Origin of the sequence: Thalassotalea sp. ND16A (genome assembly GCF_000764205.1) — a bacterium.
Classification (GTDB): domain Bacteria; phylum Pseudomonadota; class Gammaproteobacteria; order Enterobacterales; family Alteromonadaceae; genus Thalassotalea_A.
Window position 1 is genome coordinate 38,852 of sequence record NZ_JQDZ01000034.1, and the last position, 12,809, is coordinate 51,660.

The window sequence follows — 12,809 nt, forward strand, 5'->3', positions numbered from 1 at the left end:
ACGACAATTGTAGAGTCTCCACAAAATAGTATAAAATCGGCGATATTTTTTGAATTGCTCTACTCGCTTAAAGAGAGCTCAACCACTTCTTTTCTTGAGGAAACCTCGACTGTCATCAAAAGCTGAGTCTGATTTATGTCGGTTAAATGATCTACATTGTTAGGTAACTCTGTGATGATTTCAAATAGTTCCTCATTAAGAGCATACGACCACAATTGCAAGTCGTCATTGATACCATAAATGACATTGTTTTTTATCACGAATGGCTGCTTTGCGCGTCCTTGACCATCTAGCGCTTCAATAAGCTGATCTTCAGCGGGTCCAGGCTGCCAAAATCTGGCCATGTGATCGGTGTAGACTAATTGACCGTTTTCACTTTTTCGTGCCCAATTAACCCTCTTGTCATTAATAATACGAGTCTCGGAGTTAGTTAAATTGAGCTCGGCGAATTTTAATATCCCTTTGACACGTAAAAGCAATAAAGCGCTGTTGTTTTTACTATCCCATTGGAAAAGTTGAACAACAGGGTATTCCAATGGAAAGGATTTTTGATTTGAATCCAGAGTTACCTGAGTTAGAGTGTGATTGGCATTAACTAAAAGACTTTTACCGTCTGCCGCCCAATCCATTCCAGATAAATAAGTATCCATAGGAAAGTGGGTGAGTTGTTGTGAACCTTTGCCGTCGGTTATCCAAAGTTGTTCTTCTCCTGAACGTTCCGACTTGTAAGCGATTAGCTCGCCATTGGGCTGTAATATGGCGTTGTCTTCAGCGACTATCGAGCGTTCTAGCACTGAGAGATTCTTGTTTTGCTTGCTTTGCGCCTTTTCTGTTGGTGGCTGTGCTATTTGTGCCTTCTTTATCTGCGATAAGGGCATCGATACAATGTCACTATCGTATTGCCCTTTAATTACAATCATTCGATTGCCATCAGGATGAAATGTAGGCGATCCCATAGGTTCATCAAGCGGCAAGCTGATATTAGCTACTTGGCCGTCATGAGATAGGGTAAAAAGCTGTCTACCGGTGCTAAAAATGAGTTGCTCTTTTAACGGAGAAAAATTGGGATAGATAAGCCTGAAATTTGCTATTTCTTTCGGATATTTGATTCGGTGACTCGATACAAGCTGACCATCTGCTTTGAGCACTTCAATGTAATAATGGCCATCATTATGAAAACTGGTTAGTGCAATCAAATCGTCTGTGACCGAATAGTCATAGTCGATTATATTGCCATTATCGAGCGCATATAGGACTTGGCTTTTATTTTTATTTACCGAGTAACTGATTAACTTCCAACGATCCGAAAACTTCTGTAATAAAGCGATATTGTTATTATTTAACCATTTAGGATTTCGTATTGCAGAATTTTTACATTCCAGCAATACACTCGGAGATTGAGGCGCCCCAAGTGCCCTGTTAAAATCCAAGCTCATCAGTTTATAACATTTTTTCTGCGTGTTTGGTTCACTACAGCCTCCCGTTTTAATAAATACCAGATTCTTGCCATCTTTAGAAAAACTATGGCTGCCATATGAATCAAAGTTATTTGTTAGCTGAGACTCTTGCTGTGTTTTGGTATTTTTTGCCCAGATATTATTAACACAAAACTCTTGTGAATAACGATGGAAAACCACGTACTGACCATCAGGTGAATAGATGCTAGCGAGTTCTTTGCTGTCAGTTGAGGTCAGTGCGCGTAACTCGCCAAAGGACAATTGCGCAGGTTGCTCAGGGGCGAGATACTGATATCCAATAATAGCCAGAATCATTAAGCCAAAGATGAGAGAAATCGGTTTAAAACCCGAACTCGAAGGTTTTGGCCTAGCTGCTGTATTAGAGACAGTATTAATATCGCTATGGGCTTCACTGCTATTGACTTCACTAACTGGGGGTTCGTCGACTACATTTTCCTGGGAATTATTGAGGTTGGCCGATTCATGATTTGTCGAGTCGACACTATCATGCCATCGAACATCACACTCCAGACTATATCCCTGTTTAGCATGGGTCTTAATATAGACTTGAACTTTGCTATCGTCACCCAATGCTTTTCTTAATTGGGCGATGCTTCTTTGTAGTGTATTAGGTGATACCACGGTGTCTTGCCAGACTTTCGCTAACAATGCGTCATGGCTAACCACCTTTCCCTGGTTTTCAGCCAAGTAGGTTAACACTGCTAAAGCTTTAGGCGGAATCGTCCTAGATTGCATTTTCTGCGTGATTTGATTCCGAGTTAAATCGATAAAAAAATCACCAATCCAATATTGCTCTGCCATATAACCTCTATTCAGGATGAAAACTGCTGCTCAAAAGTGAGTCTAAACGAGATTGATTACCTTAGCACACCTCTGACTTTAGCTAAACTAAATTATTTAACTGATTGATAGTATTGTATTTTTTATGCTGTCAGTAAGACGTCAGTTAAAAGTCATGGTAACGTCAAGTATTTTAATTTCGATCCGTTTAAATTTAATTTCTCCATTATATTTAAAACAGCGAACGTTAATTGATGCATACCATGCCAATAACCTTGAGAAACACCGGAAGAGATAAATTGATGAATATGAATAAGAGTTTAATCTTAGTTATTTTGTTTTTGCTACCTTTTATCAGCGTTAATGCCAGTGAGCAAAAATCATACGAAATGCCAGGCACACAGGTAGTACCTATTCAGGATACTAAATCTGGCGGGCAATATGAACTTTATATAAAACTGCCAGAGGGGTATGGAGAAAACAAAGACACAGAATATCCTGTCATTTATTTTACTGATGCCGTGTGGCATATCGAAATGTTATCTGCTGCCACAGCATTCCTGATGGAAGACGTTATTTTGGTCGGAATTTCCTGGCAAAAAGATATAAATGAAGATTTAAAGAAAGAGCATGGGGCACATGTCAGCAGATTTCGAGATTATTCAATGAGGAAGGCAAGCAATCCAGAAGTTCAAGCTAAATATCAGTTGGGGCAGGCCGGTAATCATCTGGGTTTTATTCGTAAAATTGTCATTAAATATATAGAAAACAACTACCGAACCGACCCCGGCAGTCGCACTTATTTTGGTTTTTCCGCTGGCGGTGAATTTGGCGCTTACGTATTAATGACACAACCCGATACCTTTAAAAACTACATCCTGGGTAGTCCTTCGCTTAAGGGCGACATTCCTTATTTAACTGAGCTTGAATCTAATGCTGCATTAAAACGTAAAGGCTTTAATGCCAACGTTTTTGTTTCTTACGGCACATTGGAGAAGGAGTTGGGCGAGCATGCCGAGAAACTGATTACTATGTTGAAAACGAGAAACGATAAGAGTTTATCTTTAGCGCATGTAGTGATTGAATCTGCTGACCATCAGCGAGCGTTTCCTATGACTGGCGTACGCAGTGTGACTTGGTTATCAAACCTAACAAGAGATAAGGAATAAACCATGAACCGTATCTATATTTTTATCGCTTTGCTGCTTTTTATTCTAACTATGAGCAGTAGTAGTTATAGTCACGATGAATTTCCAAAACTGGAAGGCCCCTATATGGGGCAAAAGCCACCGGGCATGGTGGCAGAGCCTTTTGCACTTGGCATCATCTCCAAAGAAGGCTGGGAGCTTGAGGGCGTATTTGCTCCCGGCATGAAAGAATTTTACTTCACTACAAACCGCAAAAGCGCCACCGTTATCGGCTTCCGACAGCAAAACAATGTCTGGAAGAAGTACATTGAATTCCCGCGGAGTGGTGAAATCGTATTCTCGCAGGACGGTAAGCGCATGTATATGGCAAAAGGCTATAAGGATCGCATCGGCGATGGCTGGTCAGAACGCAAAAGCCTTGGGCCGATGATTGACCGCAAAGACTGGCATATTATGCGCTTGTCGGCTTCCACAAAAGGCACTTATGTTTTTGACGAAGCGACTAGAGAGGGGGATGGTGTTCTTCGTTATTCCCGATTAATCAATGGCGAACGTGAAGAGCCGAAGCCGCTTAACAAAGCGATAAACGCGGGCAAATGGACAGCCCATCCTTTTATCGCGCCAGACGAAAGCTACCTGATTTGGGATAGCGAGGTAGAAGGCGGTTTTGGAGGCTCTGATCTTTTTATTAGTTACCGACAAAAGGATGGTTCATGGGGACCTGCAATCAATATGGGCGACAAGGTCAATTCCGATAAAGAGGATTTCTATGCCAGCGTCACCCCTGATGGCAAGTACATACTCTTCAACCGAGGCATGGATGACAAGGGAAACATAGATATCTACTGGGTGGATGCACAGATTATTGAGACCCTCAAACCCCAGTAACAAAAGGAAGAAAAAATGAAAACAATGAAATTATTGATATTGACATGTGCTTTATCACTAAACACTTTCTTTGCTCAAGCAGATATTGAAAACGATACTAATTTTCCAATCTTAGAAGGTCCCTATTTTGGACAAAAGCCACCAGGTTTAACGCCTGAAGTTTTTGCACCTGGAATTGTATCAGTGGATGGAGTATATGAAGGTGATGTTTCTTTTTCTCCTGATTTAGATGAAATGTATTTTTCGCCTACAGTAAATGGTCATTCATATGTGTATTTCTCAAAACTCGAAAACAAAAAATGGACTAAACCTAAAAAAGCAAATTTTACCAAAGGCAAGATAAGTGATGAATTTGGCGCAATTGTCAGCCATAGCGGCAAAAGGATTTATTTTGCAACTTACGACCCTATAGCTCCCCTTAAAATTTGGTATGTAAACCGTTTTGAGGATTCCTGGAGCGATGCAATACTAATTGACTCGCCTATCAATAATGATGACGTTGTTAAGCCGACTGAAGCCAAAAACGGGGACCTTTATTATGTTAATGAGTCAAAGGGAAAAATGTATTATGCACCTAACAAAAATGGCAAATTTCCCGAAGTACACGAAGTTGGAATTGCTTATGGTTCAGTAGGTTTTATTTCCCCTTCTCAAGATTTTTTGTTGGTAGAAGCCCATAAAGAAAATGATAAAACCAAAGACAAGGATATTTACGTCTGCTTTAAGAAGAAAGACGGAACATGGTCAACGCCAATTACCCTTGGGAATGCAGCAAATTCTAATTATAGAGAATCAGGTCCTACTATGACTCCGGATGGTAAATATTTATTTTTCAATAGATACGACGAAGAAAGTGGCAACCCAAACATTTACTGGGTGAGCACAGAAATTATCCATAAGTTAAAAAAGGCTTATTTTAAAAGTAATACTATATAAAGCATGACTCGCCTAAAAGCGCCTACTGTTGGTTGCATTGAGTAGAGTTATTTAAAAATTAGAGGAATCCTATGAACATCAAATCAAAACTTAAAAGCTTAATCGCCGTTGCGCTATTAAGCGGGGTTAGCAATATAGTTGCAGCAAATACCGAAGAAAATGCCAAAGTAACGAATAGTCGAGCGCCGGAGGTTTCAGCCGCCGACGCCAAGCTCGCATTCTGGGATATGTCTTATCTTGATAAAGCCTTTATCGATACTGCCCCAGATAAAAGGAAAGACGATATTTCCGTCGGTAAATTAGACGTCGATGGCGACAATAAAGCTATGATTTTGCAGCTGGCGCAAGAGATTACCGACAAGAAACATGGCAAATACGATAGCCTGCTTATTGCCAGCCACGGCAAGCTAGTCTTTGAATCCTATTATTTGCGCGGCCGCGTCAACCTGCCCCATATGCAAGCTTCAGCCACCAAAGCCTATACAAGCCTGGTTGTTGGCCGTGCAATGCAACTGGGCTACCTGACAATGGCTGATCTGGACAAACCTCTGGTCAGCTTTCTGAAAGAGCTGGACCCAACAAATTTTGTCGGTGGTGTAGAAAAGATCACCCTTCACAAAGCGATGACTATGAGCTCTGGGCTTCGCTTCAATGAAGAACAGCTGAAAAAATTCAGGAAAAATCCCAGCGAGTTTAAAGGCCTGGCTCAGATTCAGGCTTTTCTTGAGCTTAGTGCACCTATTACCTCAGAGTCTCAGAGCTTCGAGTATCAAGGCGCCGATCCGCAACTGGTGATGCAAGTACTTGATGCTGTCGTGCCAGGAACCGCTCAAGATTTTATCAAAAATGAACTGCTCGACAAGATTGGGATCAATGTTTACAACTGGCGAAATGACCTCAGTGGCCTGCCTGTAGCGGGGGGAAGAGCAAGCATGACATCACGCGATATGATTAAGTTGGGATCATTGGTCATCAATAAAGGACAATGCATGGCGAACAACTTATTTCAGCAAATTATTTAGCTTATGCCACCAGCGGAATAACTAAAGCTACTGAAGATTGGCAACCCGACAGCTTTAATTATGGCTATTTCTGGTATCAAACTGACATGATAGTCGGAGATAAAAGCTATGATGTAAAAATTGCTTGGGGTGGTGGTGGACAACACATTATAGCGCTTGAAGAGCTTGACTTAATTGTTGTGATCACTGGCCATGATAGGGAAGACACTATATTGGCTCAGGTTTCAAAAAACATCCTACCTGCGTTTGTTAAATAAGGAATAGCTCAATTTAAATTTGTTGATAGTTTATCTCATGTTTTACAAAAAGCGTATTTTGTATAGAGTCGTATGATATTTTATTATGGTCTCTTTAGGGGATAGCTTTAATAGACCGCTTAGGACCAAATAGTAAGCTCTATAACAATCGCAGTAGAGAGAACCCTATTGTTATCAAAAAGAAGATGATTGTTTGTGCTTTTTTGGAGGACTCAAACTGTCGCTGAATTGCAACGTATCAGCTCTAGGCCGAGCGAACTCAGGTTAAAAATATAAAGTACATCTTATATTTTTAACCTGATAGCATAACTTACTAGATATTGCTGATATCCGCTTCACATTGGTAATTAGAACCGGCTCTGCCTGGGTAATCAATACGCATTTGGTTGTAATCAATATCGTCAAAGCTGCCATCAATAGTATCGGTAAAGTCTTCAGCTTTAGCACCTATCAAACTGCCTTGTTCACCTAAAGCATCAAATTCATGCTGATGTTCATCCATTAGTTTGTCTAGTTTAGCAACCACTTGTTCTTGTTGTTTTAAGTAACTCTTGTCGATGTAAAGGCTGCCATCGTTATCTTGAATTGCCAATGACGTTAACTGCTCAATTTGTTCGGTATATTCCTTCATTTCTTGCTCAAAATCTTGGATCGGCAACTCTAAAGCATGCATCTTTTGCTCTTCTTGCTGCAATGCCTGATATGCTTCTACTTGCTCTGCATTCATTGCGTACTCGGCAACTACGTTACAGTCTTTCATCAAAGTAATGGTGTAATCTGTGTCGGCACTGTTTGATTGGGTGGCAAATGCTGCGCTAATTAATAAGCAAGATGAGATGGTGGCAACAATTAATGTTTTTGGAAATGTCATGGAGACCCCTAATTATCAGTTTTATTTAAATTCAATAACTAGTAAGTCGAGGCGATTGCAAAAAAAGTTTAAATTTATTTTTTATTTTTTGTTACTTCAATATGCATCGCAATATTGAAGTAACATTTCCAGTACGCGCTAAAATCAACTCACGATGTATTTAGCGCATAGCTATTGGCTTTGGCTTAACTTTTATTGGCGCGCAGAAATAACGAACTCATGCGTGCCCAAACAAAGCGCAGGCTGTGATAAACCAGAGCGCTGGCAAGAGATATAATTATTGCAAAAATAGTGGGTAATATGGCGCCAAACACCACCGACATGCCTAAGATAAACGCCAGTACACATTCTTCGCGATAGACTTTAAAAAATATTGCTATCGACACAATGCCAAAAAACAAGATGCCAGATATTTCCGTGTGGCCAGTAACAAATAAAATCGACAGTAGGGCACCGTAAATCAATGCCGTGATAAAACCTAATTTTATTGCTGCAGGATACTGTAGCTGTTCATTTTTACTTTGCTTTTCAGTGCTATTTTGCAGTGTTACTCGGTTGTTAATTCGGCCAATTAACACCCAACTAAGAGTTGGTAATAACAGAGCGCCCCACCAGTTAGAGATTGCCGGTAAATCAGCTCTTTGTAACAAATGATGGCTTGGCACACCGTCATGGCTAAATTGCCAGGCCAATAATGCCAAGATTATGATGGTGACAGCGCCGGTAAAATAAAGGCGAAATTGAGCGAGTTGCTTGGTGTTCATTGATAGTACCTGTATACATTTAGTTTAATTATTCGCTAATACAGCAAGTACCATTCCAATATTTGAAAAGCACATAGAATCAAGGCTGTAGCAAAGTGAGTTACAAACAATATTTGGATATTTGCCAGAAATTGACGGAATTAACCAATTTTTAACAATTTCAGATGACTAGTTAATCGATTGTGAATACGTTGAACTTTTAGATAAATGCGTTGACTAATGATCAGCAACAAACTTAATGGAACTGGAATAAGGAAGACAAATGAAATGGATTTTTCTCTTCATACTGATGGTGAATTTGTCGGGCTGTATGGCATCTCCCGATGGCATTGAAACCAGCAATGTCGAAGCCTCAAGTGCTGCCGCCATTGTGGCTTTAGCGATGACACCTCATCAAAAAAACAGAAATCATATCGCCGATAAAAAGCAACGGCAAAAATGTGAAGCGGCTAAACTAGAATTAGCCGTAGCCAAAGAGCATCAGCAGAAAAAATTGATAAGCCAGTATCAAGATGATGTTGCTCGGCTCTGCCTGAAAAATAGTGATTAGACTTTTTTAAAGGATTAAAGAATTAAAGAATTAAAGAATTAAAGGATTAAATATGTTTAAAACAGTAATTTTATCAGCCGCAATATTGTCGACTAGCTGCTACGTAAGCGCAACTGATAAGGTGGAATATAATTCCAACACGGCGGCACAGGTTCAGTCAATATTTTGGTTAAATAACACGGAAACCAACGCCATCGCCTATGCAAAATTTGAAGCGTTTCACTCATTGAAAATGTTTATTGATGCCAGCTTGTTAACGGCAAAGGTGACGCCGCAAGCGCCACCTGAAAATGCCAATAAGCTGTTATTAATGTTACATCAACAACAGCAGGTAATTACCGTATTCATTGATGAAAACAATCTTTACTATAATGGCTTTTCCTACGAAGTCGACAAAACTAAAATAAATCAATTTCAGCATTTAAATGATTATCGTACCTCTGTAGGCGACAGTATCACCGAGCAAGAACTGGCTATGGTTATTAAAAACTATGGCTTTAAATATTTAGCTAAGTAAGCTGGATTCGGGGAAGGCAGCACTTGCTCAATACCTCAGATGATTTTTAACAAGCAAGGTTATTTAGTCTACAAGTGATTATTACAACGGCTTATAACTTAAACCGATATACGCCTGCCCTTTCCAGGCATCTAATACAAAGCTGATGTTGGCATTGTCATTTTGCCATTTGCTATCAAGCTTATAATCACCGGCCGAGGTATGAGAGCATAACGCTTCGACAGCAGTATTACTGAGATCTTTTGTGGTTTTGGTACTGGCGTCTACTTTGCCATAGTGCTTTTCAACTTCCGCTTTTACCCGGTTATATTCACTGACACAATCGGTGGCATCACTGCTAAACCCTTTGTAATAAAGAATGTTGACCAGCTGGCCTTTATCGTCAAACAAATACTCCTGATGAAATTCCATATCAAACAACTGACTTTCGTAGGTTAAACGGGTAGGGATTTCATCATCCGGGGCATGTTGTTGGTTTTGCTTTACCTGGGCAAAGCTCATACTCCAGTCAATTTTTTCTAATGGCTGGTTGTTAGCAAATAGTGCTGTTGGCAGCAATAATGCAGATAGCGTAGTGAATGCTGCGAGGGCAGATATTTTCATAATAAAACCTTTTGTTAATCTGAATTCGACATATTGATTGATGGTGCCACAGCAATCCGAAATTGTCTTATAGCAGATTGGTACGTGATCACAACCTAATCGTTATAGCTACAACTATAACGACAACTGTCAATACCTTACGGGCATAAAAAAAGCTGATAAAAAGATCAGCTTTGTGACAACTGGGGTGAATCTAGCTCGCTAGTATAAATCTTTATAGCGTTCAGTAAGTTTGGCCGCTTCTTCACGCAATGCTTCTAATAAATAATGTGCCGCCGGTGGTAACTGGCGTTGCGCTCTCAGCGTCACTCCAATTGGCCCCGGTTCTATAATTAATGGCATATCTAAGCGTTTTAACAGGCCGATTTCTTCATAGGTGAGTACCACCTGCAGCGGTAAGGCGGTGATCATATCGGTATTTTTTAACAAGGTGCGATTGGTTAATATCGATACCGACTCTACTGGATTAGACGGTACATCCAAGCCTTCTTTGTGGAAGGCGCCATCAATCTCTTTGCGCAGCATGGTTTCCCGCGGCGGTAAAATCCACTGCTGATCGACCAAGTCTTTGAGGCTTAAGTCTTTTCTATCTTGTAATGGGTGGCCTGCGCGAGCCACGATTACGACTGGTTCATGATAAAGGACTTCATTGCTGATGCCATCTTCATCAGGGATTTCCGGAATACGGCCCACCATGATATCCAAATCGTCTATTTTTAATGACGATATCAATTTGTCGCCCGTGCCTTCCATTAAGGCCACAGATACGTTTGGGCGGTTCTTTTTTAAACGCGAAATAGCGTTGGGTAACAGCGTTGCACTTGCAGCTAATAAACTACCAACAGTAACTCGGCCGGATAAACCGCCATGCAATGATGATAGCTCTTCACTGGCATGTTTTACCTGCGACAGGATCAATTTGGCATGCTTTATTAATACCTCGCCGTAAAGGGTTGGGGTTACCCCGCGTGATGACCGTTCAAATAAATTTAAATTTAACGACGATTCAATATCACGAATAATTTTGGTTGCCGCCGGTTGTGCCATATTATGAATTTGTGCGGCTTTAAATATGTTTCGTTGCTCACCTACGGTAACCAATAATTGCAGGTATTTAAACTTTAAACGGCCAACCAAATGGCGCTCTAGCATGTCGGGATTCATTATTCGTCCTTATCTTTATTGTATAAAAACAATATAACAAGCTTACCGTTGATAGCAAAACTGTTATGTTATTTTTTAACTTGATTAACGGCTTTTAATATCTATTTACTTATAACAAGCTACATACTTCATCAAAATCAAAGCGTGGCAAGCGCTGAAATATCTTTTTGCTATCGCCATAACCTAAGCTGCATAAAAAGTTACTTTTAATGCTAGTGCCTTGAAAAAACTCTTCGTCAGCTATTTGGTTATTAAAGCCAGACATTGGTCCTATATCTAAGCCCAATGCTCGTGCAGCAATCATTAAGTAACCACCTTGTAAGGTACCATTTCTAAAGGCTGTGCTCTGAGTCATTGCTGCGTTGTTTTCAAACAGGGCTTGAGCTGAGGGGTTATGGGCAAACAGTTTCGGCATGTGTTTATAAAACTCCATGTCATGACCAATTACCACAGTCACCGGAGCGGCAAGAACTTTATCAACATTGAGTGGTGCCAAACATTTTTTTAACCGCTCTTTACCTTCGCTGCTGCGGATAAAAATAAATCGAGCCGGGCAAGTATTCATACTGGTAGAGCCCATTTTGACAATGTCATACAGTTGGTTCAGGGTTTCATCACTCACCGGTTTATCTAACCAGCCGTTATGGCTACGCGCTTCTCTGATTATTAAATCTAAACTTTTACTATCTAGAATAGGATTGTTTTCTTTAAGTTTATCAGCACTTTGTTGTGCGTTCGAAATGGCTTGTAATTGCTCTTCGGTAAATTGTGGTTTAGACATATTCGCTCCAATGACTAAGGTAGATGTTGCTTATATTAACTATTTTCAGCGCCGAGTAAGCATCTATTTTTGCTTTTGGATATATCCATTTAGTTATACCTAAGGGTGATATTATAGTATTGTGTGCATATTATCGCTTGGTTATACTGCCCTTAAGTTTACGGTTAGTGAGAAATAAGATGGAAATGATAGTTGAGATTTTGCCGTTTGTGGCAATGATGTTAGTGACGGGGTTGGTGGGTGGCATACTCGCCGGGTTGTTAGGTGTAGGTGGCGGCATAGTCATTGTGCCAGTACTCGATACTGCCCTAGGAGTATACGGTGTCGACCCGGCAATTCGTATGCACATTGCTGTAGCAACCTCTTTGGCCTGTATTATCTTAACCTCCATTTCATCCTCACGTGCGCATCACGCCAAAGGTGCCGTTGATTTTAATTTGATTAAAGTCTGGGGGCCGGCGGTTTTTGTTGGTTCATTCATTGGTTCAGTGGCGGCGAGCAGCGTTGACAGTCAGGTGTTATCGGCCATTTTTGGTATTGTCGCATTGCTCGTTGCGATAAAAATGGCGTTGCCGATGGACAATGTTACCTTAGCGGCCGATGTGCCAAGGGGCATTGCCGCGCCAGTACCACCATTAATGATTGGTGGTTTATCGTCAATGATGGGGATTGGTGGCGGTACCTTAAGTGTGCCGGTCTTAACGCTGATGAATCAACCTATTCACCGGGCTGTAGGTACGGCAGCATTGTTTGGGCTACTAATTAGCATCCCTGGAGCGGTAGGTTTTGTGGTATCAGGAGTCGGTGATTCGCGATTACCGCCGGGCAGCTTTGGCTACGTTAATTTAATTGGCTTTGCCCTTATCTCACCGGTAACGGTATGGGCCGCGCCTATTGGCGCTAAAATTGCCCACAGTTTAGATAAACGACATTTAAGTCTGTTATTCGGTGGTTTCTTATTCATTGTCGCTTGTCGGATGATTTACCGTACCCTGATGGTATAGCGATCCCACTTACAACCCTTTTCTTTTTTGGCGCCGGTATCATCTC

14 protein-coding genes are annotated in these 12,809 nt (G+C 40.8%); 8 read left to right on the plus strand and 6 right to left on the minus strand.

Annotated features, from left to right (window positions below; genetic code table 11):
• Positions 1 to 59: 59 nt before the first annotated feature.
• On the minus strand, positions 60 to 2,279 hold the full coding sequence (locus ND16A_RS13095; protein WP_033076834.1) for a winged helix-turn-helix domain-containing protein: 2,220 nt from the start codon (positions 2,277 to 2,279) through the stop codon (positions 60 to 62).
• A 281-nt stretch (positions 2,280 to 2,560) separates the two neighbouring features.
• On the opposite strand from ND16A_RS13095, the gene ND16A_RS13090 reads away from it, so the two are divergent.
• From ND16A_RS13090 to ND16A_RS21645, 5 genes are all read left to right on the plus strand, one after another.
• Positions 2,561 to 3,427: an alpha/beta hydrolase gene (locus ND16A_RS13090; protein ID WP_033076835.1), complete on the plus strand. Its 867-nt coding sequence runs from the start codon at positions 2,561 to 2,563 to the stop codon at positions 3,425 to 3,427.
• A 3-nt stretch (positions 3,428 to 3,430) separates the two neighbouring features.
• Positions 3,431 to 4,294 carry a PD40 domain-containing protein gene (locus ND16A_RS13085; RefSeq protein WP_033076836.1) on the plus strand — a complete coding sequence of 288 codons (864 nt, stop codon included), beginning with the start codon at positions 3,431 to 3,433 and terminating at the stop codon, positions 4,292 to 4,294.
• 15 nt (positions 4,295 to 4,309) lie between these two features.
• A complete protein-coding gene (locus tag ND16A_RS13080) occupies positions 4,310 to 5,230 on the plus strand; it encodes a PD40 domain-containing protein (RefSeq protein WP_152593823.1) in 921 nt (306 codons plus the stop codon).
• 71 nt (positions 5,231 to 5,301) lie between these two features.
• On the plus strand, positions 5,302 to 6,252 hold the full coding sequence (locus ND16A_RS19890; RefSeq protein WP_235282002.1) for a serine hydrolase domain-containing protein: 951 nt from the start codon (positions 5,302 to 5,304) through the stop codon (positions 6,250 to 6,252).
• Entirely contained in the window at positions 6,216 to 6,509 is a 294-nt protein-coding gene (locus tag ND16A_RS21645) for a hypothetical protein (protein ID WP_235282004.1), read from the plus strand. The genes ND16A_RS19890 and ND16A_RS21645 overlap by 37 nt, the downstream gene beginning before the upstream one ends.
• Positions 6,510 to 6,822: 313 nt before the next feature.
• On the opposite strand, the gene ND16A_RS13075 is transcribed toward ND16A_RS21645, so the two are convergent.
• On the minus strand, positions 6,823 to 7,380 hold the full coding sequence (locus tag ND16A_RS13075; RefSeq protein ID WP_033076837.1) for a hypothetical protein: 558 nt from the start codon (positions 7,378 to 7,380) through the stop codon (positions 6,823 to 6,825).
• A gap of 185 nt (positions 7,381 to 7,565) precedes the next feature.
• Entirely contained in the window at positions 7,566 to 8,144 is a 579-nt protein-coding gene (locus ND16A_RS13070; protein ID WP_033076838.1) for a hypothetical protein, read from the minus strand.
• 262 nt (positions 8,145 to 8,406) lie between these two features.
• Between ND16A_RS13070 and ND16A_RS13065 the strand changes: the two genes are divergently transcribed.
• On the plus strand, positions 8,407 to 8,694 hold the full coding sequence (locus tag ND16A_RS13065) for a hypothetical protein (protein ID WP_033076839.1): 288 nt from the start codon (positions 8,407 to 8,409) through the stop codon (positions 8,692 to 8,694).
• 52 nt (positions 8,695 to 8,746) lie between these two features.
• Entirely contained in the window at positions 8,747 to 9,211 is a 465-nt protein-coding gene (locus ND16A_RS13060) for a DUF3822 family protein (protein ID WP_033076840.1), read from the plus strand.
• A gap of 81 nt (positions 9,212 to 9,292) precedes the next feature.
• Here the strand turns inward: ND16A_RS13060 and ND16A_RS13055 are convergent, their stop codons facing one another.
• The 3 genes from ND16A_RS13055 to ND16A_RS13045 form a co-directional block, all read right to left on the minus strand.
• Positions 9,293 to 9,814: a hypothetical protein gene (locus tag ND16A_RS13055; RefSeq protein WP_033076841.1), complete on the minus strand. Its 522-nt coding sequence runs from the start codon at positions 9,812 to 9,814 to the stop codon at positions 9,293 to 9,295.
• Positions 9,815 to 10,015: 201 nt separating this feature from the next.
• The gene (locus ND16A_RS13050) at positions 10,016 to 10,978 is read right to left on the minus strand and encodes a LysR substrate-binding domain-containing protein (RefSeq protein ID WP_033076842.1); all 963 of its coding nucleotides are present in this window, start codon (positions 10,976 to 10,978) and stop codon (positions 10,016 to 10,018) included.
• A 109-nt stretch (positions 10,979 to 11,087) separates the two neighbouring features.
• Positions 11,088 to 11,759 carry a malonic semialdehyde reductase gene (locus ND16A_RS13045; RefSeq protein WP_033076843.1) on the minus strand — a complete coding sequence of 224 codons (672 nt, stop codon included), beginning with the start codon at positions 11,757 to 11,759 and terminating at the stop codon, positions 11,088 to 11,090.
• 179 nt (positions 11,760 to 11,938) lie between these two features.
• Between ND16A_RS13045 and ND16A_RS13040 the strand changes: the two genes are divergently transcribed.
• Positions 11,939 to 12,763, plus strand: a complete 825-nt coding sequence (locus ND16A_RS13040) for a sulfite exporter TauE/SafE family protein (RefSeq protein WP_033076844.1) — start codon at positions 11,939 to 11,941, stop codon at positions 12,761 to 12,763.
• The last annotated feature ends 46 nt before the right edge of the window (positions 12,764 to 12,809 follow it).

Excerpts from the sequence above, each read along its gene's own strand:
- ND16A_RS13095 (WP_033076834.1), bottom strand. The coding sequence starts at position 2,279 with ATGGCAGAGCAATATTGGATTGGTGATTTTTTTATCGATTTAACTCGG.
- ND16A_RS13090 (WP_033076835.1), top strand. The coding sequence starts at position 2,561 with ATGAATATGAATAAGAGTTTAATCTTAGTTATTTTGTTTTTGCTACCT.
- ND16A_RS13085 (WP_033076836.1), top strand. The coding sequence starts at position 3,431 with ATGAACCGTATCTATATTTTTATCGCTTTGCTGCTTTTTATTCTAACT.
- ND16A_RS13080 (WP_152593823.1), top strand. The coding sequence starts at position 4,310 with ATGAAAACAATGAAATTATTGATATTGACATGTGCTTTATCACTAAAC.
- ND16A_RS19890 (WP_235282002.1), top strand. The coding sequence starts at position 5,302 with ATGAACATCAAATCAAAACTTAAAAGCTTAATCGCCGTTGCGCTATTA.
- ND16A_RS21645 (WP_235282004.1), top strand. The coding sequence starts at position 6,216 with ATGCATGGCGAACAACTTATTTCAGCAAATTATTTAGCTTATGCCACC.
- ND16A_RS13075 (WP_033076837.1), bottom strand. The coding sequence starts at position 7,380 with ATGACATTTCCAAAAACATTAATTGTTGCCACCATCTCATCTTGCTTA.
- ND16A_RS13070 (WP_033076838.1), bottom strand. The coding sequence starts at position 8,144 with ATGAACACCAAGCAACTCGCTCAATTTCGCCTTTATTTTACCGGCGCT.
- ND16A_RS13065 (WP_033076839.1), top strand. The coding sequence starts at position 8,407 with ATGAAATGGATTTTTCTCTTCATACTGATGGTGAATTTGTCGGGCTGT.
- ND16A_RS13060 (WP_033076840.1), top strand. The coding sequence starts at position 8,747 with ATGTTTAAAACAGTAATTTTATCAGCCGCAATATTGTCGACTAGCTGC.
- ND16A_RS13055 (WP_033076841.1), bottom strand. The coding sequence starts at position 9,814 with ATGAAAATATCTGCCCTCGCAGCATTCACTACGCTATCTGCATTATTG.
- ND16A_RS13050 (WP_033076842.1), bottom strand. The coding sequence starts at position 10,978 with ATGAATCCCGACATGCTAGAGCGCCATTTGGTTGGCCGTTTAAAGTTT.
- ND16A_RS13045 (WP_033076843.1), bottom strand. The coding sequence starts at position 11,759 with ATGTCTAAACCACAATTTACCGAAGAGCAATTACAAGCCATTTCGAAC.
- ND16A_RS13040 (WP_033076844.1), top strand. The coding sequence starts at position 11,939 with ATGGAAATGATAGTTGAGATTTTGCCGTTTGTGGCAATGATGTTAGTG.